A 20,994-nucleotide genomic window follows, 5' to 3' on the forward strand; every position below is an offset into this window, starting at 1 on the left:
GCAGGCGCTTTTTAAGCATCTCTAAAATGGAATAAACTCCTGTGCCGAACAAAAAACAATCCCCAGACCGGCTGAAAACAAGATCAATAAAATGGGATGTGGCTTTTTCCAGAGCATCAGGAGAAACGCCAGAGCAAAAATGACAATCCCAGTCCAATTGACAGAAGAGAACGTTCCTTCCGGGAAGAAATTGGTCGAGCTGATTGAAAACGCTGCCGCTGCAATCAACCCCACCACCGCTGGCCGCAGGCCGTATAGCGCGCCCTGTACAAAGCGATTTTCCTGCATGGACAAAAACCATTTGGCCACCAAAAGGATGATCAGGAAGGACGGCAATACTACACCGGCTGTCGCACAAATTGCCCCCGCAATTCCTTCGGTTTCAGCTCCGATATAAGTTGCAATATTCACGGCAAATGGTCCGGGAGTCGATTCGCTGACAGCGATAAAATCGATCAAATCCGTCGGTTGCAACCAATGGTTCCGCTGTACTTCTTCTTGAATCAACGGAATCATTGCGTACCCACCGCCGATGGTAAAAAGCCCGATCTTAAAGAAGGTAAAAAACAGATGAAGCAATGTCACTGTGCTGCACCGCCCTTTCCATGCAGCCAAAGTTGAACCACTACTCCCGCTATGGCGGCGAACACAATCACCAGTATCACATTGGCACTGAAAAAAGCGACTAGGACAAAGGCCACTGCCGCAACAAGCAGCGTAAAGATGTTTTTGGGACATTGCTTCGATAACTTGAGCACAGCATTCAAAATCAATACTGCTACGCCTGCACGGACTCCTACAAAAGCATAATTGACATATTGCAACTCCTTAAACTGTTGAATCACCCCAGCCAACAACAGGATGATGAAAAACGATGGGAGTATCACCCCTATGGTAGCAAAAAGTGCTCCCCAGAACCCCGCCACACGGTACCCGACGAATGTCGCTGAATTGACAGCGATTACCCCCGGAGTTGATTCTGCAATCGCCAACATATCCAAAAGATCCTGGTCGTCAATCCAATGGTGCCTTTCAATGGTTTCCCTCTGGATCAACGGAATCATCGCATACCCGCCTCCAAAGGTAAACGCACCGATCTTTAAAAAAGTGATAAACAGTTTTACGTATCGCTGTTTGAACGATTCCTGTTTCATTTTGTTTCCTCCCCTTTCCAGTCTTCTTTCTATTGTATCTTGGGAGGAATTTACATACAACGGTATTTGTGTTAAATTGTATCTTTTTGTACTAGGAAATGCTCTAGATTCTGTTCATAGAATGGACGGTTATCGTCCTGGATATCCCCCCAATAACGGTAGATTTCCTCACGCAAATCGGGGTCATCCGTCTGTTGGTAAAGCGCCTTCACATAGGGGAACGAAGCTTCTGGGGTCGTATACAAGGCGCTCAAATCCACGGCATTTAATGTCCCATCCATATAACGATCGATGTTATACCGCGCAATCAAGCCATCTACATTGCTATAACACAAGATCAAAAAGCACGCGGAAAAGGCGATCACCAGGGCCTTTGCCAGATTGATTGTCCGGAATTGTGCAACGATCACAATAGAAAACACGACAAACAGCAACACCATAAACCAACTGGTATACACACGGAGAAGGGTCAACCCATATTGCTGAATATAAAGAACCATCTTACTCAAAGCCGTTGCAATAAGAAGAAGCGTCTCGGCAGAGATCAGCACCGAAAATACGATCATAGGACGCACAGGCCGCCCTTCCATCCTTTTCGTGAATAAGCGTACACCTCCCAAAACAAACAAGTTGATGGTTGCCACCTCACAAAGCTCAAAAAACCCTTGGCGGGCATATTCCGCATAAGTAAGCCCCTCAGGACGCACGCCGGTAAAGGCAGAAAACAGGGTCGCCGCCTGCGCAGCGAAGAAAAGCACATATACACCGCTCAACAACACTAAAATAGTGACCGTCATGGCCGCCGGCAATCTTCTGCGCCTCTCTCTCCCTGTATCCACCTGCTCTTTGCTGCGGGTAGCTACTCCACGCTTTTGCAGATTTCCATACAGCATCCCAAAGAAGTAACACCCGATCAGCCACGCCGGGAGTAGACGCAGCAGAATAATCAAAAGATGTTCGCCAAATTCCGCGGTCATTTTCTGAACCATTCGCGCAAATGTCACATCGGCTTTTGTCAAAAGTGCCCCCACTAGTAGGACCAGTGGAACAGCCACCAAAATCCCCACGCCTACTGCCAGCATATTTTTACTTTTTCGGTTTTTTCCCGCGGTGCTTCGTAGAATTTTGGGAGCACAGGAAATATTAAAAAACGGAATTTGGAGCAATTGATCTACCAAATCTGGCACAACAAAGCGACCGAGGGAAGGTTCCAGACGGGAATTACAGGCCGCTGCCATCCAATAGGCTGTCACCACCACACAAAAAATAAGATTGAAAAACTTCAGAATCCCATTCGAAAACAGTGCGAAGTACAGTGCGGACACCATGGCCAGTATCAACCAAGCATAACTACTCTTTGGCGGCGAAACAGCCCGCTTTCGCATATAAAGCAATGCCGTTGTATCGAAACAGATCGCAAAGATGGTTACTCCTACGCCAAGCGAACTCGGAGATAAAATTGCCAATGGATTTACCAGCCAAACAAAGAGATAACCGCATACGAGCGCCAAAATGGCAAAGTACGCATCCACGCTTGTGAAGGGAATGGGCGAACCCTTTTGCTCACATTTCGAGCCGGACTGAATCGCCGGATTTTGATAGACACGGCTGTCCGGCAAATTGGGCACACCAGTGGTTTTGGGGGTGCAAGTAGCACTCCCATCATTTGTATACGGATTCATTTTGCAATGCTCCTTTCCGCCATTTTTTGTATGTCAGAATTCTCGATATTCTAAGATGTCCGCAGGTTGACAGTCCAACGCACGGCAGATTGCTTCTAGGGTTGAAAACCGGATCGCCTTGGCCTTGTTATTTTTTAAAATAGAGAGATTCGCAGGGGTAATTCCCACTTTTTCCGCCAATTCGCCTGCCGAGATTTTTCTCTTGGCCATCATGACGTCCAGATTGACAACAATCGGCATGTCGTTCTTCCTTTCATCGCTCAAACGTATCAGATCGTATAATCGTTTTCTGTCTTGATTGCAATGGCCTGTTCAAATACATTTTTGACCACCCGGACAATGAGGCCACAGAAAGCTGCTGCGGCTGCCACCAGAAAAAACGATGTATAATACAAACCGGAGACCAAAGTCACCACACCAACAGCAATACACAACCAGGAGATCACTCGCAATAACGTGACATTCTCCTTTTCAAATACACGCTCCCGGCGAATGTTGCGCAATAACCGGTGCAGACACAGCAGGAGAAAAAAGCCGGGAACTGCACAGCAGTAAATGGTTATTCGGAAGGCCAAATGGATCGATTGCGCTGCCGGTGAATTGCCGAAGTACCAAACGACAATCTGTGGTGCAAAGATCACTCCAGCTACCAAAAGTACAAAAAACAGCCTCGTACAAAAAATGGAAAGCATCAGAGATTTCGATTTCGTCCACATCGTGAATCCTCCTTTGATTTTCTGCTTCTATTGTAACACGCTAACAACTGTTTTGCAATATATTTTTATCGTTTATCAATAAATTCATACTGTTATTCATGGATATTCCAAAAGATGGAACGACATCGGATGTTCTTCGAAAATCGTTTGAATGATTCTTTCGTGACAAACGGTACTTTCATAGAATTCAGACAAAACCCAACAAATAAATATCCCCCGGCAAAAGCCGGGGGTATTTTATATGCGGGCGAAACCCTATATTGCTAGCAGCACGTGTCATGCCACGTTGGTACGCTCTGGCAGCTGCAAAAGGTTTGTTACTTGCTACTCGTAAACGAGTTTTTTCAAAGTTTCCCATCGTCAGCTGTTCTCCTGTCTTACCTTCTTTCAACTGCTTTTGGATGTGCTCTTTGAATCCTTTTTGCATCCTTTCCTGCTATATCTACAGAATATTCTCTACACTAGAATTCCCGATTCCGGTCTGGATATTTTCGTGGATTATCAGACTACTGTTTCCTTTCAAATATTCCATGAAGCTTGACATCAACCCTTTGGACGGTATTTCTCCCAACAGATGCACACGATTCGGACATCCTTCTGCTTCCACAATTTTTGTCTTTTTCCATTCGCAAAGAGTCCTCAGAATTTCTCCGATCTCCCGCCTCGTTTCTTTACAAAACATCTTCCTTCTATACCTTGGAGCAAATACGATCGCGATCTAAATCACACACTTTCCCATAAGGTAGGTTCCTATGAAATAGGATTTTTCCGTTTTGATCAACCTCCATAGGTCTGGTTGGTTTAGGTTATCATCGACAATGCGATATGATATTTGCAATTTCATCCTATGTGATAAACGGTTTCTGTCATTCATTGAAATATCCTCCTTTTGTTGTTCTTGGCAGTTGCCAGACCGTAAAAACATTCTTCAACAAAAGGAGGTCTTTTTTCTACATCATCGCCATAAGCCTTCTTTTGTACCACTCGCAAGGCGAGCGGTTTTATTCATACAAAAAGCCCGCGGAAAAATCCGCGGGCAAAACTGTAATCATTTGTAATAAATATACTGTCATTTTAATAAATGGCATCTGTAATAGCCAAAGCATTCCCACTCGATTGTAGGGGAAAGCTTTGGTTTATTCATACAGAACCGCTCTTCAATATGTCAATTCCCCGAAAGCCCTTTTCTTGGCGGCCAATGCTCTTTGCCACTCCTTTAAAGGGAGGAATTCTCAATACCGGTCAAACAGGCCTGTAAAATCAAACGTTGCAAAATAATCCTTCGGCGTTTCTGCACGGCGAATCAATTGCGCTGTTCCATCCTCTTTCAAAAGGATTTCTGCCGAACGCAACTTTCCGTTGTAATTATATCCCATAGAAAAGCCGTGTGCACCAGTATCGTGCAGGACTAAAAGATCTCCCATATCAATCTTCGGAAGCATCCGGTCGATGGCAAATTTGTCATTGTTTTCACAGAGGCCGCCGGTGACATCATATTTGTGGTCACAGGGCTGATCTTCTTTTCCCATCACAGTGATGTGGTGGTATGCACCATACATCGCCGGGCGCATCAGGTTGGCGGCACAGGCATCCACTCCGATATATTCTTTGTACGTGTGCTTTTCATGAATCGCCTTTGTGACCAAGCAGCCGTTCGGTCCCAACATGTAACGGCCCAGCTCCGTAAAGATTGCCACATCGCCCATGCCAGCGGGGACCAAAACCTCCTCATAAGCTTTGCGTACCCCTTCCCCCACTGCCAGAATGTCCACTTCTTGTTGATCGGGACGATACGGGATACCAACGCCACCGGAGAGATTGATGAAGGCGATATGCGCTCCGGTTTTCTCGTTCAATTCCACTGCAAGCTCAAACAAAATGCGCGCCAAAGTTGGATAATACTCGTTCGTTGTGGTATTGCTGGCGAGGAACGCATGGATTCCAAAGTGCTTTGCACCCAGCTTCTGCAATTTTTTATACCCCTCGATCATCTGCTCTTTCGTAAATCCATATTTTGCATCGCCGGGGTTGTCCATAATTGTATTGCTGATTGCAAACGTCCCACCCGGATTATACCGGCAGCTGATCGTCTCCGGAATTCCAACCAAGCTGTTTAAAAAGTCAATGTGGGTGAAATCATCCAGATTGATCGTTGCATGCAATTTGGCCGCATATTCAAAATCTTGAGCGGGTGTGTCGTTGGAAGAAAACATAATCGCCTTTCCCGAAAAACCGCACGTCTCTGCCATCATCAACTCGGTTAAAGAAGAGCAGTCAACTCCACAGCTCTCTTCCTGTAAAATCTTTAAAATAAACGGGTTCGGTGTGGCTTTGACAGCGAAATATTCCTTAAAGCCCTTATTCCATGCGAACGCCTTTTGCAGGTTGCGCGCACGTGTGCGAATTCCTTTTTCATCATAGAGATGGAATGGCGTTGGATATTCTTCGACAATCGCTTGTAACTGTTCTTTGGTGACAAATGGTTTTTTCATCTGGCTCCCACTTTCCTAATTCATTTCTATGCCGCAAGTTAGCACAGATTAACTTTCAAAATTGACGCTTACAGTATAAAAAAGATTTGTTTTTTTGTCAAGTTAAGCTTTTATAAAGTTCACTAAATTCCCTACGTATAGCGGTAATCAAAACCACATTCCTTATCTTGGGGAACTTGGTTTTCCCCCTCCATGTGTAGGGGAAAGCCAGGCAAGATCTTTTGACTTCACTATCATGTTCTTTCAATTTCTCCCCTCCACGCGGAGGGGACTCATAGATCATTTTATGCGTTCTCTCTTAGGCTATTTCACCCCCCTCCTTTGTATGGAGGGGCGCTCCAAGGGATAGCTACCCTTCGGGATGATTCCGTTTTCAATCCACGGCCTTCACATAGAGGACGCCCCAGTCGCCTGTCCGAAGCCGTTTTGTTAAATCGTATTGCAATCCATCCCCTCCATATGGAGGGTGACTGTGGGTGGATGGCCCCGGATTGGCACGGAATAAATTTCAATCCACCCCCTCTTTGTAGAAGGGTGGTCTTCCGGAATAGAAACCATGGGGTAAGGTAAAAAGTATTTCAATCCACCATTTGCAAGAATTCTTCTTCCGTGAGGATCTGGACACCAAGTTTCTGTGCTTTTGTCAGCTTACTTCCCGCTTCGTCCCCTGCAAGGACATAGCTGGTCTTTTTGGAAACGCTTCCGCTTACCTTTCCTCCAAGCTTTTCAATGATGGCCGATGCCTCCGCGCGCGTCATCGTCGGAAGCGTTCCGGTCAGGACAAAGGTCTTTCCTGCAAACCTCGTATCGCTCACCACTGTTTTACTCACCATATTTACGCCTGCATCACGCAGGCGGCCGATCAAGTGCGCAGTACTGGAAAGATCAAAAAACTGGCGGACACTCTCCGCCATAATACCGCCAAACCCATCAATCGCGGAAATTTCCTCTGCACTGGCCTGGAAAATCGCATCTATATTGCCAAAATAGGAGGTCAGTAATTTCGCCGCTTTCAAACCGATGTGCGGAATTCCCAGCGCATACACCAAACGGTACAGATCGTTTCCTTTGCTGTGTGCAATCGCATCCATCAGATTCTGGGAGGACTTTTCCCCCATGCGCTCTAACTCTTGTATCTGCGATTGCTCCAGAACATATAGATCCGCCGGAGAGTTCACCAATCCGCGTTCCACCAACTGCTCAATCACCGCCGGGCCAAGCCCATCAATGTCCATCGCATCACGGCTGCTAAAATGGATCATGTGACGCATCAACTGTGCCGGGCATTCCGGATTCGTACAGCGTATGGCCGCTTCTCCCTCTTCGCGGGTGACCGGTCCGCCGCAGGAAGGACAGATCTCCGGAATATGGTAAGGTTCTGCCTTCGGGGAATGGGCGGTTACTGCAACCACTTCTGGGATGATCTCCCCCGCTTTGCGCAGAATGACCGTATCCCCAACACGGATGTCCTTTTCTGTAATAAAGTCCTGATTGTGCAAAGTCGCGCGGCTGACGGTAGTACCTGCCAGCGTGACCGGCTCAAAGAGACCGGTTGGAGTCAGGACCCCTGTACGGCCCACATTGATCTCAATTTCCAGCAGCTTTGTCTCTTTCTCCTCCGGCGGGTACTTAAAAGCTTCCGCCCATTTGGGAAATTTCGCCGTACTCCCCAACGATACGCGCTGAGAAAAATCGTCCACCTTGATGACCGCCCCATCAATGGAATATCCCAATGAGCCGCGCAATTCCCCAATTCTTTGCACCTCTTCGATCACTTCCTGCATGGTCGTGCATGCCTTATAGAAGGGGGGGACTGGGAACCCGAGTTCCTTCAAAAAGTCCAACGATTGTTTATGGGAATGGAGTTCTTCGCCGTTGACCTGTTGTACATTGAACACAAAGATGTCGAGCGTCCGTGTCGCAGTAATTCTCGGATTCTTTTGCCGTAGAGAGCCAGCAGCGGCATTGCGCGGGTTTTTAAAAGGCTTTTCATCATTGAGTTCTTGACGGGCTGCTAGTTTAAAAAAGCTCTCGTGGGACATATAAACCTCGCCACGCACTTCTAGATAAGGAATCGAACGGGTGAGCTTCAAAGGAACGGTCCGGACCGTACGCAAATTCTCCGTGACATCTTCCCCTACAAGGCCATCCCCGCGCGTAGAGCCCCGTACAAAACGACCATCGCGGTATTCCAACGACACAGATAGGCCATCAAATTTCGGCTCTACAATGTAAACCGGGGAATCGACGGCTTCGCGTACCCGGCGATCAAAGTCCATCAGCTCTTCCTCTGAAAAGGAATCGTGGAGGCTCTCCATGGGGACTTCATGTTCTACCTTTTCAAACGTATTTAAAGGTGCAGCACCCACGCGCTGGGTAGGAGAATCCGGCTGAATCCACTCTGGATGTTCGTTTTCCAACTGTTGCAACTGCCGGTAGAGCATGTCATACTCGTAGTCGTCAATCTCCGGTGCATCTTCCACGTAGTATTTTTGATTATGATAATTGATTTGGCCGATCAATTCCTGCATCTGCTGTTTTACCGATTGTTCATCCATAGCCATTCTCCTTCCCTCGCGCAAACATCCTCTTGCGCCCGCCGTCAAATAGGCCGCCGGCGTCTCTCAACCGGCGGCCTATTTTTTCATTAGTTTGATTATACTCCATCCAACCTATGCGCGTAAAGAGATGCTGGGAAAAATTATGTTTTAAAGTTCGCCATCAATTGCGGAACTTCACCAATAATCACGGTTTCTGCCACAGGTATGTCGGTTTCAATCTCGGTTGTGCCATTGTAAGCAGGCGGCAAAAACGAATAAATACTAGTATGAATATGTAGACAAATTCGATGCTTGGTCTGATTGATTCCTGCGGATTCAAACGTGCTTTCAAAATCTGCTGTTACATTGCCGGAAAGCGTCAACCGCACGGGGATATTCGGTCCACGGCCATGTAATAATTCGCTTCCCAACAAGGTTCCCAATGGCACGCCGGTGTCTAAATGCTCTCCCAATTGTTCCTGAACACGCTGTAGGATCGACGATTTGAGCTGGTTCATCTGTGTCATATCTGTCGTAACGGCCAAAATCTGTCCGGATTCCGCACGTTCAATATTGACCAAATCGGTATAGGAGACAGAATCCGCCGCCAATTCCTCCATAACGGCTTCATTGATCGCCTCAACAGACGCAATCCGCGCCTGATTGGATACCATGGACTCGATGATAGGATGTAATTTCCAGTCTAAGAATAGAAAGATTACGCCGGTCAAAATGAAAACTGCCAAGATTTTTCCCAGCCATCCTCTTTGTCTACGGCGGCGCGGCCGGCTTCTTCTCCATCGTCTCACGGCGTATCCCTCCTTTTGCTTCTTTTCCATCATACGCAAAAGGAAAAAAGCTGTGCATACTTTTCCATTCTTAATCGTTAAATCTATCGGCTAAACCGAGGCATAAAAAGGCCCTATAAATGCCTATTACCGATAAGCTTCTCAAAACGCATGGACCTTTATTCCGATTCCATCGCTTGTGCCCAGACCGTAAACGGGTAATTGCCGTTTTAACAGCAACCTTTTTATCATCGAAAGATCGTTGTCGACCGTTTGTTTCGATCGATGCTTGAAGCAATAGCTTTTTATGGGGCGCGCCACCGTCTTTTCGAAGGGTCCTAATCAAAAAAGGCACAGAGGAACAATTCCTCTGTGCCCAAATTTAGTAAGAGCTTATTATTCTGCATCCGCAGCCGGTGCTTCCTCCTGTGCAGGAGCAGCTGCATCCTCCTCCGCCGCAACCGGCTCAAGCAGTGCACGGATGGAAAGGCTGACACGTTTCTTCTCAAAATCGATGTCCGTAATCTTCGCTTTGACAACGTCACCAATCTTCAAAACATCCTGTGGCTTCTCAATGCGATGATCCGCAATCTGCGAAATGTGAATCAAACCATCGATCCCCGGAATAATTCTGGCAAATGCGCCAAAGGTGGTCATACCTACGACCGTGACGTCTGCCACTGTGCCAACAGGATAATCACGCTTGAGGATTTCCCACGGATTGTCCTCTGCACGCTTGTAACCAAGAGAAATCTTGCCCTTTTCGCGGTCCAAGCCCTTGATATATACTTTCACAGTATCGCCCACATTGACGACTTCGCTCGGATGCTTAATTCTGCTCCAAGAGAGCTCAGAAATGTGAATCATACCGTCAATACCGCCCAAATCGACAAACGCGCCATAAGCGGTCAGAGACTTCACAACACCAGTATACTCTTTGTCCACCTCTGCGGTCTCCCAGAACTTATCGGCCAAAGCCTTGCGCTCGTCCTTCAGGACGGAACGGATGGAACCAACCGCACGACGGCGGTTGCGATTGACCTCAATGATGCGGAAGCGAACTTCCTTCTTCAACAGATCCTCCAACGGATCATTGCGGGAAGCTGTCGCCTGAGAAGCCGGAATGAATACGCGAACTCCATTGGTCACCGCGATGACGCCGCCCTTGATGACCTCTGTTACAACGCCCGTCAAAATCTCCTGGCTTTCTTCTGCTGCAGCAACCGTTTCCCAACCCTTCGCTGCATCCAAACGCTTCTTGGAAAGCATGATCGTTCCTTCCTGATCGTTGGTGCGCATGATCAGGAGGTCCATTTCGTCGCCGATTTTTACCAGATCTTCCGGTTTTGCGTTCGGGTCAGCAGACAGTTCGGCTACCGGAATAAATCCAGCCTGCTTTCTTCCAACATCTACATAGACCTCGTTGGGGGCAATGCCGACAACCACACCGTGTACCTTCTCATCTGTATTTAAACTTTTGAGGGATTCTTCAAGCATCTCCTCAAAGCTCGTATCGGCATTCTCCGTTGAATTCGCACCTGCGTTTTCAATAATTTCTGACATGGTAACTAGTACCTCCTTTATAATGCTTGCCGGTGTAGAGGCACCGGCAGTAATGCCAACGGAAGCGGCTCCCTTCAGAGCCGACAGCGGAAGCTCACCCGCTGTTTCGATGAGATATGTAGTGCAGTTCTGCCTACAAACATCGCGGAGTTTCGCAGTGTTTGAACTTTGCCTGCCGCCGATGACGATCATCGCATCGCAATGCTCGGACAATTCGACCGCTTCAGATTGACGCTTTGCAGTAGCATTACATATTGTATCAAAAATTGTGGCATTTGTATATACCTTTTTTATGATTTCCAAACAATTTTCCCATTCCGCCACGCTAAAAGTCGTCTGTGCGACAAAACATGACGGCCTATTTTTCAATTCTGGGAAATCATTTGTAAGATTTTCCAATTCTTTTGCATCTTTAAAGACATAGCAAGCTTGGCAATGTCCTCGAATTCCCTCCACCTCTGGATGGGTGGCATTTCCGGCAATCAACACCGTTTGTCCTTTAGCAGAGGCGTCGGAAACAATCCTGTGAATTTTTGCCACGAACGGACAAGTCGCATCCACATAAGCGAGCTTCAAACGGCGGATTTCATCCAACACCGCTTCTGACACTCCATGGGAGCGGATGACCAAAGTTGCATCCTTGGGAGCATCTTTTGGCGCCTCTACGATCTGAACGCCGCGTGCAGCCAAAACTTGTAACGTTTGCGGATTGTGGATAATCGGTCCCAGCGTACATACACGTTTTCCCTCATCCAAAAGCTCGAACACCATCTGCACCGCCCGGTTCACGCCAAAACAAAAACCGGCCGATTTCGCTACGGTAATTTTCAAATTTACCGTCCTCCTTGTTTGCCGGCCTTACAAAAAGTTTCCCCGGCCTTGTCCCATTTATGAGCCCTTTTATGAAAAAGCCCTTGCTGATTGGCACAAAAGAACCCTGCCAAAAAACAGCGCATCGATCGTCTACAAAACGCTCATCACACAAAATACAACACAAAAGCTCATTTTCTTTCAAGCAATCCATTTATTTTTTCCGCCAAGAGCCCCGCCGCCTCCCGTACGTTTTGAAGCGAGTCATCCGAAAGAGAAAGAGCCGGAAGGGGAAGAATTTCACCAAAACGCACCACAACGCGCTTCAACGGGCATATTCTCCCTTGGAAAGAGATACAAGCAGGCAAAATAGGCGCCTTTGCCTTGGCGGCCACCAAGACGGCGCCCGCCTTGGGCTTAAATGGCGACCGATCAAACACACAGCGCCCCTGGGGAAAAATTCCAACTGCTCCGCCCTCCCGCAGGATGTGAACCGCCGTCCGCACAGACTCTGCATCCCCTTTGTCCCTACGGACTGGAAATGCGCCAAACGCGTAAAGAAGCCATCGAACAAATTGTCCATGCTCTTCAAACAGCTCCGACTTTGCCATAAAGCGAATCTCTCTGGGCACCGGCAGAGCCAAAAAAAACGGGTCCAGTACGGAACGATGGTTGCTGCAAATGACAACAGGGCCTTCCCGTGGAATATTTTCTGTTCCCTCAAAGCGCAGGCGAAACAGAAGTTTGCCAATCGGCATCAGCGCTCTCCTCCAGAACCGATATGCGGACATGTCCGGCCCTCCTCTGCATGGTATGTAGCCCGGCTAAATGTGGTTTGAGGCATCCTTCTCTTCCAGTTCCCGTAAATCGCGTTCCCGCAGCGCCCGAATCTTGTCCATCACCAAACGGCTGGCATTTCGAAATTCCACACCAGAGCCCTCATGTATTCCCAGCTCTTCAAACGGAATCAGTTCACCAAACGAAACCACCGCACGGTGAAACAGGCGTGGCCTTTTGCTCCCGATCGGCGTGATGCAGACCGGCAAAATTGGAGCATGGTTGTTGTATGCGAGCATCACCGCGCCCGCCTTCGGTTTGCCAAATTCACCGTTTTTGGATCGAGTCCCCTCGATAAATACTCCAACCGCACAGTCGTCACGCAACAATTCTGCCGCCGTGTCAATGGCTTCCACATCCCCCTTGCCGCGCTGTACAGGAAATGCACCCAATTTCTTCAAAATAAAGCCAAAGGGTTTAAACTGAAAAAGTTCCGCCTTTGCCATGTAATAAATCTGTCTGCGCTGGGAACAAGATAAGCGCACGGGGTCCGAATTGGCCATATGGTTACAACAGACGACCACACGGCCCTCCTCAGGGAATAAGTCCCTTCCCTTTACCGTGTAAGGCGCAAATGGATAAGTCACCCATGCCGCCAATGCTCTTGCAAATACATAAAGAGGCGTACTCCTCATTTTTCAACCACCGATCTCCGGGAGTCCCGGCATTGTTTTAACGACCTCTGTCCAATCGACAGACTCGTTTCTAAGAAAGCTTTTCTTGGACGGTCTTTAGCAGGCGTTGAAGCGCTTCTTCGCGTGTCAAGCCAGTGCTATCTACCAAAATAGAATCGTCTGCCGGAACCAACGGCGCTACCGCACGATGCGAGTCGTCATAGTCGCGCTGTTTCAGTTCTGCAAGAACCTGCTCATAGTCAGCCTCCATCCCTTTCTCCAAAAGCTCTTCATAACGCCGTCGCGCCCGCTCTTCCGGAGAGGCTGTCAAAAAAATTTTAACTTGTGCGTGGGGAAGGACCACCGTTCCAATGTCCCTGCCATCCATCACAACATGGTTGGTTTTAGCGAGATCCCGCTGCAGGTCAAACAGAAACGCCCGTACCTGCGGAACCGCAGAGACATTGGAGGCCGCGATCGAAATATCCTGCGTGCGTATCGCATCGGATACATCCTCTTCCCCCAAAAATACCCGCTGCTCCCCATTGCGGAACGCTAAGCGAACCTTCACCCCTATCAGGTTTCCTGCAACCGCGTCAAAATCAGTGGTAGGAATCCCCAACCGGCGCATATACAGCCCGATGGCCCGATATAAAGCCCCCGTGTCCACATATACATATCCCAACTGCTTGGCCAAAGCGCGGGCCATGGTACTTTTCCCGGCCCCTCCCGGTCCATCAATGGCAATTGCATTCATTCTGTTTCCTCCCTACTGCATGGAATTCGCGGCAAGCCGGCCGGTACAAAACGCGATCTGTAGATTGAAGCCGCCGGTATAGGCGTCCACATCGAGCACTTCTCCGGCAAAATATAAGCCCTTGATTCGTTTCGATTCCATAGTCTTTGGATTGACTTCCTTTACGGAAACGCCGCCGGATGTGACAATGGCCTCCTCAATCGGACGAAAACCGGAAATCTCCACCGGATACGCTTTTAAAAGCGTCACAAATGCACGGCGCTGTTCGCGTGTGATCTGATTACATTTTGTCTCCGGCAAAATCCCGGAACGCCGCACCAGCACCGGAATCATTTTTCGCGGAAGCAATGCGGAAAGCGCATTGATAAAATCCCGATTTTTGTTCATTTCAAAATCCCTCTGCAAACGAGCATCCAGCTGTTCTGGGCGTAGCGCTGGTTTCAGATCGATCACAATCCGATACCGTCCCGGCGCCATATCCCGCATATGGGCACTGGCGCTCAAAATCATCGGGCCAGAAACCCCAAAATGAGTAAAAAGCATCTCTCCAAAGTCGCTGTAGACCTCTTTCTTCTTTTGGGTGTCCAAAACACGAATTGCCGTATTCTTTAGCGACAATCCCATCATCTCGGAACAGTCCGTCCCTTTTGCCACCAACGGGACCAATGATGGGCGCAGGGGAACCACGGTATGACCTGCTTGCCGTGCAAGCACATATCCGTCTCCGGTGGAGCCGGTGCCGGGGTACGACGCTCCTCCACACGCAATGAGCACATTGCGTGCAAGGACGCAGGCGCCGTCTTGAAGCTCAATCCCCTGAACATGGCCTTGTTCCAACAGCAACTTGGCTGCTTGCCCTATTAGCATTTCCACGCCACCGCGTTTCATATACCGAACCAACGTATCCACCACATCTACCGCACGGTCGGACGTAGGAAACACCCGGTTTCCCCTCTCCACTTTGAGCGGTAGCCCCTGGTTCTCAAAAAAAGCCATCACGTCCCGCGGTGGAAACGCCGAAGCCGCGCTGAATAAAAACCGCCCGTTGGACGGAACCGACGCAATGAACTCCTGTACATCGCAGTCGTTTGTCAGGTTACAGCGCCCCTTACCGGTAATCATCAGTTTTCGCCCGGGCCGCGCCTGTTTCTCCACCAAGCAAACCTGCATACCGCGGGCCGCTGCCGTACCAGCCGCAAGCATTCCAGCCGCCCCGCCGCCGATCACTACAACATCAAATGGTTGGCTCACTCTTGTGTTCATCCACCTTTTCATAAACTCCATATTCGTCCCAGATGTCCTCCAGATTCTGGAATACCTTTTTGACTTCATTGGATTTTTTCAGGGCTATGGTGACAATCAGGGCATTAATTAAACTGAGCGGTGCACAGAGGGAATCGACAATCGAAGCAATATCACTGCGTGCCAAAAGCAAATAGTCTGCTGGCTCTGCCAACGGTGATAAATTGCTGTCTGTGATAGCCACAACCTTTGCGCCGCGTTTCCGGGCAAAATTCATCGCTTTTACCGCCTTGCGGGAATAACGCGGAAAACTAATGCCGATCACCACGTCGTTCTCGTCAATGCGGATCATCTGCTCAAAGATCTCTCCTTCGCTGGTGGACTGCACCAGAAGTACATTTTCAAACAGCAGATGCATGTAGTAGGACAAAAAAGTCGCCAACGCCAAGGAACTGCGCGCCCCTAAAATATAGATCTTTCGAGCCGAGGCGATTGCATCGGCCGCTTTATAAAAGTTTTCATGGGATGTCTCTTCCATGGTCCGCCGAATGATGTCGATGTCCTGGTTGAACACCGAGTCGAGAATATCATTCTCTCCAATGCGATTGGCGGTGACTTCCATCCGCTGAACCGACGTGAGCTTATTCCGGATCATCTCCTGCATGGCCTGCTGCAACTCCGGATACCCAGTATAACCGATCTCTGTGGCAAAACGCACCACAGTAGATTCGCTCACCCCCACTGTAGCGCCCAGGCGTGCGGCCGTCATAAACGCCACCTTGTCATAGTGCTCCAATATATATTTTGCAATCAGCCTTTGGCCCTTTGAAAAACTGGTCATCTTGTCTTGAATTCTGACGGTCAACAAGTTATTCATTTCAAATCCCATCCCCGCGCGGTAGATTTCATGAGGTTTGCCGCCACGTTCCGCGCGGAAAACGACGGCACTTTTCCAAATTAATGCAAAAAATAGTGGAGCTGTTTTCTCCAAATAAATGGCAAAAACGGTTCCACTCTATATTAAAACCAAAGTTTTGAAAAATCAAGCTTTTATTTCAGGTGAAGCCACCGCTGTACATTCTTATGCATGCGTTGGCAATAGACAACCACTAAACAAGAAAGGCAATAATCATACAGCAAAAACGCAACATTTCCAATCAACAAAAACACCCAAGGAAGGTACACGCCAAAGACCGTGAAACTTTCTTCTGGGACTCCTAATAGATGAATGGAAAGAATAAACTCCACGATCATAGCCACATTGAACAACAGATATTTCGCCAACCAAGTGAGAAATCTCCTCGAAAACTGTTCAAAATAGGCCTTCAGGATGGGATAATACCCAAAGAAGAGAACAAACATCGCTACGGCTTCTTTATCCGCCACTACCAAAAACGACAGCAAAGATGAAGCCACAAACGACGGCCACGCCCATCCCTTCCCCAACTCAATCACAGATAATATCCATAATGCCCCTGCTATAGCCGGCAGTGTATAAGAAGCAACCGGGAACAAATTGGTCAGAAACATCAGCGCTGTGCTCAACGCCACCAGCATTCCACTGAACGCCAGCTTCATCGTATGGTTTTTCAACAGCAACCGCCTCCGCCAAACGGGTTGCAACAGGCATCACAGCAAATCGCAGTCGCGCAAATATCGCAGAAACTACACCCACCCACAGGCTGGGCATTGGGATTGTATCCGCCATAAACGCCATTTCGACGGTTGATCGCTTGGTTCATCGCCGCCCGATATTCCATATTATTGGGGTCCATCTGACAGGCGCTGGAAAAATGGTTATATGCTTCTTCCATCCAACCACGTTTATACAGGACGGTTCCTTTCAAAAAATGCCATTCTGCATCGCGCCCCTCCACAGGAACACCATTCAGAATTTGTTCTGCATCCGCTATGCGACCCGCCATAATCAAATTCCGTACATCGCTAAAGCTGGAACGGGAATTGGCATAGGAATACCCTGTATAACCTCCGCCCGGTTGTTGCGCGCTTCCAGCAGTATGCCCTCTACGCTGGGCCATAATCGTGTCATAGGCTTGGTTGATCTCTTTCATTTTCTCGTCCGCGAGATCTGCGACCGGGCTTCCGGCATAATTGTCTGGATGATATTTTTTCGCCAAGGTGCGATAAGCACTTTTGACTTCATCATCCGTCGCAGTGGGAGAGATTCCCAAAATCTTATACGGGTCCGACATGCTTTTCTTTCTCCTTCTCAAACAGGATTGCTCGCTGCATTTCCGGCAGGCCGAGAAATATCACATTGGTAACAATCGAACCAAACGATTGCAGGTCCATCAAATTAACCACCGCGATCAACTGAGAGAGCGTCGCATTTAGAATCTGATTTGCCTCTGCTTTCACTTCTTCCAGCCGCTCCGGGGAACAATTGGACTGTAATTGTTTTGTCACAATAAAAGGGTTAAAAGCCCCTTCGCGTAAATCTTTTTCCAAGTCGTCCGCTGCATCTATAATATAGACCCAGCGGCCCAAAAAATACCCCGCCTGCCGCACAAGACGGTCTTCGGGGCTCAATTCCGGAGCTTCTGCGCCAAAAGCAAACACCTGCTCCATCATCTTGGCAGAAGGCTCCGCATAAAAGTCAATACTTTTCCCAGGATTCTGTTCTGCGGCTGCCTGTTCCATGGTTGCCAAAGCGACAATTTTATCCAATTCAGGATAGTCTCTTTCCGCCTTCCGGCGCATTCGAGAGACAAAAGGAAGCATAAAATACGACCGTAAACGCTTTAAAAAGCGGTCATCGGCTATGTTGTCCCGCACCTTTTGATAGACCATAATCACCGAAAGTGCGGAGGCCAAACGCAGTTCACGCTCCCCACCTGTACAAAATCCGCACTTTTTCATCGGATTGACCACACAGCGTCCCTCTTGAAAACTTGGACACCTTTTGTGTAAAGCCATCATCCACAACGCATAGAACGTGCAGTCATAACTGAGCGTCATCCTGGCAAAGATACCATAACGGTCGCCCAATTGCCGACATAAAGAACAATAAACCGCTCTATACTGTTCATATTCGCGCACACGCAACTCAAACTTTTGAGGTCTGATATATCCAAACACGAGGTCATCCTCCTTATGGTGCTCTGCGGGCAACGCCCGCCATGCACGTGCAAATTCCAAAGGGAACCTCGCCGCGCCTGCTCAATTTTCATGCGAATTTCTGCAAAATGGACTATTTAGTATTCTACTATATCCGCTACAGATATTTAATTAACAATATGTAAATTTTTCTCCATCTTCCGACGAATCTCCGTTATACCTCCACTGGATATTCCGATTTGCCATCAAACAGGGGTCTTTCCCATATGAAACCTGGGGAAGCTCTCCACTTTCCACCGAATGCCACTTGCTCCCCCGTGACTTTTAGCGATACATATGTTAAAATAAAAATTGCAAATATACGAAAAAGTATGGAGAAATCATCCATAAAGCTTTACAAAAAGGGGAAAATAGCATTATGCAGTTTATCCGGCACACAACCACAGACAGTGAAGGGTTTCAAAAGGCCCTTGCACTCTATCAAACTAGCTTTCCAGTCCGTGAGCAAAGGGGGCTCGACGAACATATCCGAGCTCTGACGAATCCGCAGTTTTACTGTGAAAGCATCTGGGATGGGAAAGAATTTTTGGGTCTGATGTTTTATTGGGAATTCAGCGGATACAGCTACATTGAACATTTCGCTATCCAAACCGATCTTCGCGGAGATGGGATTGGTTCTCAATGTCTCAAAGAATTTTGTAATCAAAGNAGCCGGCAGTGTATAAGAAGCAACCGGGAACAAATTGGTCAGAAACATCAGCGCTGTGCTCAACGCCACCAGCATTCCACTGAACGCCAGCTTCATCGTATGGTTTTTCAACAGCAACCGCCTCCGCCAAACGGGTTGCAACAGGCATCACAGCAAATCGCAGTCGCGCAAATATCGCAGAAACTACACCCACCCACAGGCTGGGCATTGGGATTGTATCCGCCATAAACGCCATTTCGACGGTTGATCGCTTGGTTCATCGCCGCCCGATATTCCATATTATTGGGGTCCATCTGACAGGCGCTGGAAAAATGGTTATATGCTTCTTCCATCCAACCACGTTTATACAGGACGGTTCCTTTCAAAAAATGCCATTCTGCATCGCGCCCCTCCACAGGAACACCATTCAGAATTTGTTCTGCATCCGCTATGCGACCCGCCATAATCAAATTCCGTACATCGCTAAAGCTGGAACGGGAATTGGCATAGGAATACCCTGTATAACCTCCGCCCGGTTGTTGCGCGCTTCCAGCAGTATGCCCTCTACGCTGGGCCATAATCGTGTCATAGGCTTGGTTGATCTCTTTCATTTTCTCGTCCGCGAGATCTGCGACCGGGCTTCCGGCATAATTGTCTGGATGATATTTTTTCGCCAAGGTGCGATAAGCACTTTTGACTTCATCATCCGTCGCAGTGGGAGAGATTCCCAAAATCTTATACGGGTCCGACATGCTTTTCTTTCTCCTTCTCAAACAGGATTGCTCGCTGCATTTCCGGCAGGCCGAGAAATATCACATTGGTAACAATCGAACCAAACGATTGCAGGTCCATCAAATTAACCACCGCGATCAACTGAGAGAGCGTCGCATTTAGAATCTGATTTGCCTCTGCTTTCACTTCTTCCAGCCGCTCCGGGGAACAATTGGACTGTAATTGTTTTGTCACAATAAAAGGGTTAAAAGCCCCTTCGCGTAAATCTTTTTCCAAGTCGTCCGCTGCATCTATAATATAGACCCAGCGGCCCAAAAAATACCCCGCCTGCCGCACAAGACGGTCTTCGGGGCTCAATTCCGGAGCTTCTGCGCCAAAAGCAAACACCTGCTCCATCATCTTGGCAGAAGGCTCCGCATAAAAGTCAATACTTTTCCCAGGATTCTGTTCTGCGGCTGCCTGTTCCATGGTTGCCAAAGCGACAATTTTATCCAATTCAGGATAGTCTCTTTCCGCCTTCCGGCGCATTCGAGAGACAAAAGGAAGCATAAAATACGACCGTAAACGCTTTAAAAAGCGGTCATCGGCTATGTTGTCCCGCACCTTTTGATAGACCATAATCACCGAAAGTGCGGAGGCCAAACGCAGTTCACGCTCCCCACCTGTACAAAATCCGCACTTTTTCATCGGATTGACCACACAGCGTCCCTCTTGAAAACTTGGACACCTTTTGTGTAAAGCCATCATCCACAACGCATAGAACGTGCAGTCATAACTGAGCGTCATCCTGGCAAAGATACCATAACGGTCGCCCAATTGCCGACATAAAGAACAATAAACCGCTCTATACTGTTCATATTCGCGCACACGCAACTCAAACTTTTGAGGTCTGATATATCCAAACACGAGGTCATCCTCCTTATGGTGCTCTGCGGGCAACGCCCGCCATGCACGTGCAAATTCCAAAGGGAACCTCGCCGCGCCTGCTCAATTTTCATGCGAATTTCTGCAAAATGGACTATTTAGTATTCTACTATATCCGCTACAGATATTTAATTAACAATATGTAAATTTTTCTCCATCTTCCGACGAATCTCCGTTATACCTCCACTGGATATTCCGATTTGCCATCAAACAGGGGTCTTTCCCATATGAAACCTGGGGAAGCTCTCCACTTTCCACCGAATGCCACTTGCTCCCCCGTGACTTTTAGCGATACATATGTTAAAATAAAAATTGCAAATATACGAAAAAGTATGGAGAAATCATCCATAAAGCTTTACAAAAAGGGGAAAATAGCA

General features: G+C 48.1%; 19 protein-coding genes and 2 pseudogenes. 1 reads left to right on the plus strand and 20 read right to left on the minus strand.

Features of this window, described 5'->3' with window-relative positions:
* Positions 1–21: 21 nt before the first annotated feature.
* From B9Y59_RS08885 to B9Y59_RS08975, 18 genes and pseudogenes are all read right to left on the minus strand, one after another.
* Complete coding sequence (locus B9Y59_RS08885; protein WP_085533006.1) at positions 22–585, minus strand: chromate transporter; 564 nt, start codon at positions 583–585, stop codon at positions 22–24.
* Positions 582–1,154 carry a chromate transporter gene (locus B9Y59_RS08890; protein ID WP_085533009.1) on the minus strand — a complete coding sequence of 191 codons (573 nt, stop codon included), beginning with the start codon at positions 1,152–1,154 and terminating at the stop codon, positions 582–584. Before B9Y59_RS08890 ends, B9Y59_RS08885 begins: the two co-directional genes overlap by 4 nt.
* A gap of 71 nt (positions 1,155–1,225) precedes the next feature.
* Complete coding sequence (locus tag B9Y59_RS08895; protein WP_085533011.1) at positions 1,226–2,836, minus strand: DUF4153 domain-containing protein; 1,611 nt, start codon at positions 2,834–2,836, stop codon at positions 1,226–1,228.
* 33 nt (positions 2,837–2,869) lie between these two features.
* The gene (locus B9Y59_RS08900; RefSeq protein ID WP_054324199.1) at positions 2,870–3,076 is read right to left on the minus strand and encodes a helix-turn-helix domain-containing protein; all 207 of its coding nucleotides are present in this window, start codon (positions 3,074–3,076) and stop codon (positions 2,870–2,872) included.
* 29 nt (positions 3,077–3,105) lie between these two features.
* Positions 3,106–3,552, minus strand: a complete 447-nt coding sequence (locus B9Y59_RS08905; protein WP_082402214.1) for a DUF2975 domain-containing protein — start codon at positions 3,550–3,552, stop codon at positions 3,106–3,108.
* A gap of 355 nt (positions 3,553–3,907) precedes the next feature.
* A pseudogene (gene tnpA, locus B9Y59_RS08910) lies at positions 3,908–4,270 on the minus strand (IS200/IS605 family transposase); the annotation flags it as partial.
* A gap of 514 nt (positions 4,271–4,784) precedes the next feature.
* Positions 4,785–6,044 (minus strand): diaminopimelate decarboxylase, encoded by a 1,260-nt coding sequence (locus tag B9Y59_RS08915; protein ID WP_085533013.1) that lies wholly within the window; start codon positions 6,042–6,044, stop codon positions 4,785–4,787.
* A 578-nt stretch (positions 6,045–6,622) separates the two neighbouring features.
* Complete coding sequence (gene ligA / locus B9Y59_RS08925) at positions 6,623–8,602, minus strand: NAD-dependent DNA ligase LigA (RefSeq protein WP_085533017.1); 1,980 nt, start codon at positions 8,600–8,602, stop codon at positions 6,623–6,625.
* A 143-nt stretch (positions 8,603–8,745) separates the two neighbouring features.
* Entirely contained in the window at positions 8,746–9,393 is a 648-nt protein-coding gene (gene yunB / locus B9Y59_RS08930; protein ID WP_158088987.1) for a sporulation protein YunB, read from the minus strand.
* A 375-nt stretch (positions 9,394–9,768) separates the two neighbouring features.
* The gene (locus tag B9Y59_RS08935; RefSeq protein ID WP_085533021.1) at positions 9,769–11,766 is read right to left on the minus strand and encodes a bifunctional 4-hydroxy-3-methylbut-2-enyl diphosphate reductase/30S ribosomal protein S1; all 1,998 of its coding nucleotides are present in this window, start codon (positions 11,764–11,766) and stop codon (positions 9,769–9,771) included.
* A gap of 170 nt (positions 11,767–11,936) precedes the next feature.
* A complete protein-coding gene (locus B9Y59_RS08940; RefSeq protein ID WP_158088988.1) occupies positions 11,937–12,503 on the minus strand; it encodes a lysophospholipid acyltransferase family protein in 567 nt (188 codons plus the stop codon).
* A gap of 66 nt (positions 12,504–12,569) precedes the next feature.
* The gene (locus tag B9Y59_RS08945; RefSeq protein ID WP_085533025.1) at positions 12,570–13,217 is read right to left on the minus strand and encodes a lysophospholipid acyltransferase family protein; all 648 of its coding nucleotides are present in this window, start codon (positions 13,215–13,217) and stop codon (positions 12,570–12,572) included.
* Between the two features lie 70 nt (positions 13,218–13,287).
* Entirely contained in the window at positions 13,288–13,953 is a 666-nt protein-coding gene (gene cmk / locus B9Y59_RS08950; protein WP_085533027.1) for a (d)CMP kinase, read from the minus strand.
* Between the two features lie 12 nt (positions 13,954–13,965).
* Complete coding sequence (locus tag B9Y59_RS08955; RefSeq protein WP_085534590.1) at positions 13,966–15,228, minus strand: BaiN/RdsA family NAD(P)/FAD-dependent oxidoreductase; 1,263 nt, start codon at positions 15,226–15,228, stop codon at positions 13,966–13,968.
* Positions 15,188–16,072, minus strand: coding sequence for a MurR/RpiR family transcriptional regulator (locus tag B9Y59_RS08960; protein WP_054324191.1), 885 nt, complete (start codon positions 16,070–16,072; stop codon positions 15,188–15,190). The genes B9Y59_RS08955 and B9Y59_RS08960 overlap by 41 nt, the downstream gene beginning before the upstream one ends.
* 173 nt (positions 16,073–16,245) lie before the next feature.
* Positions 16,246–16,788, minus strand: coding sequence for a hypothetical protein (locus B9Y59_RS08965; RefSeq protein WP_242967280.1), 543 nt, complete (start codon positions 16,786–16,788; stop codon positions 16,246–16,248).
* Positions 16,785–17,408 (minus strand): J domain-containing protein, encoded by a 624-nt coding sequence (locus B9Y59_RS08970; RefSeq protein WP_085533029.1) that lies wholly within the window; start codon positions 17,406–17,408, stop codon positions 16,785–16,787. The genes B9Y59_RS08965 and B9Y59_RS08970 overlap by 4 nt, the downstream gene beginning before the upstream one ends.
* Entirely contained in the window at positions 17,392–18,294 is a 903-nt protein-coding gene (locus tag B9Y59_RS08975; protein WP_085533031.1) for a DUF5685 family protein, read from the minus strand. The genes B9Y59_RS08970 and B9Y59_RS08975 overlap by 17 nt, the downstream gene beginning before the upstream one ends.
* A 397-nt stretch (positions 18,295–18,691) precedes the next feature.
* Here B9Y59_RS08975 and B9Y59_RS16770 point away from each other — a divergent pair.
* Positions 18,692–18,916 (plus strand): annotated as a pseudogene (locus B9Y59_RS16770) (N-acetyltransferase); the annotation flags it as partial.
* Between the two features lie 173 nt (positions 18,917–19,089).
* Here B9Y59_RS16770 and B9Y59_RS08985 read toward each other — a convergent pair.
* Complete coding sequence (locus tag B9Y59_RS08985) at positions 19,090–19,713, minus strand: J domain-containing protein (protein WP_085533029.1); 624 nt, start codon at positions 19,711–19,713, stop codon at positions 19,090–19,092.
* A complete protein-coding gene (locus B9Y59_RS08990; protein WP_085533031.1) occupies positions 19,697–20,599 on the minus strand; it encodes a DUF5685 family protein in 903 nt (300 codons plus the stop codon). The genes B9Y59_RS08985 and B9Y59_RS08990 overlap by 17 nt, the downstream gene beginning before the upstream one ends.
* Positions 20,600–20,994: the final 395 nt, after the last annotated feature.

Origin of the sequence: Anaeromassilibacillus sp. Marseille-P3371 (assembly GCF_900169665.1) — a bacterium.
Classification (GTDB): Bacteria; Bacillota; Clostridia; order Oscillospirales; family Acutalibacteraceae; genus Anaeromassilibacillus.

What these genes read in the sequence shown, in the direction of transcription:
- B9Y59_RS08890 (WP_085533009.1), bottom strand. Translation starts at nt 1,154, where the DNA reads ATGAAACAGGAATCGTTCAAACAGCGATACGTAAAACTGTTTATCACT.
- B9Y59_RS08895 (WP_085533011.1), bottom strand. Translation starts at nt 2,836, where the DNA reads ATGAATCCGTATACAAATGATGGGAGTGCTACTTGCACCCCCAAAACC.
- B9Y59_RS08900 (WP_054324199.1), bottom strand. Translation starts at nt 3,076, where the DNA reads ATGCCGATTGTTGTCAATCTGGACGTCATGATGGCCAAGAGAAAAATC.
- B9Y59_RS08905 (WP_082402214.1), bottom strand. Translation starts at nt 3,552, where the DNA reads ATGTGGACGAAATCGAAATCTCTGATGCTTTCCATTTTTTGTACGAGG.
- B9Y59_RS08915 (WP_085533013.1), bottom strand. Translation starts at nt 6,044, where the DNA reads ATGAAAAAACCATTTGTCACCAAAGAACAGTTACAAGCGATTGTCGAA.
- ligA (WP_085533017.1), bottom strand. Translation starts at nt 8,602, where the DNA reads ATGGATGAACAATCGGTAAAACAGCAGATGCAGGAATTGATCGGCCAA.
- B9Y59_RS08940 (WP_158088988.1), bottom strand. Translation starts at nt 12,503, where the DNA reads ATGCCGATTGGCAAACTTCTGTTTCGCCTGCGCTTTGAGGGAACAGAA.
- B9Y59_RS08945 (WP_085533025.1), bottom strand. Translation starts at nt 13,217, where the DNA reads ATGAGGAGTACGCCTCTTTATGTATTTGCAAGAGCATTGGCGGCATGG.
- cmk (WP_085533027.1), bottom strand. Translation starts at nt 13,953, where the DNA reads ATGAATGCAATTGCCATTGATGGACCGGGAGGGGCCGGGAAAAGTACC.
- B9Y59_RS08955 (WP_085534590.1), bottom strand. Translation starts at nt 15,228, where the DNA reads ATGAAAAGGTGGATGAACACAAGAGTGAGCCAACCATTTGATGTTGTA.
- B9Y59_RS08960 (WP_054324191.1), bottom strand. Translation starts at nt 16,072, where the DNA reads ATGAATAACTTGTTGACCGTCAGAATTCAAGACAAGATGACCAGTTTT.
- B9Y59_RS08970 (WP_085533029.1), bottom strand. Translation starts at nt 17,408, where the DNA reads ATGTCGGACCCGTATAAGATTTTGGGAATCTCTCCCACTGCGACGGAT.
- B9Y59_RS08985 (WP_085533029.1), bottom strand. Translation starts at nt 19,713, where the DNA reads ATGTCGGACCCGTATAAGATTTTGGGAATCTCTCCCACTGCGACGGAT.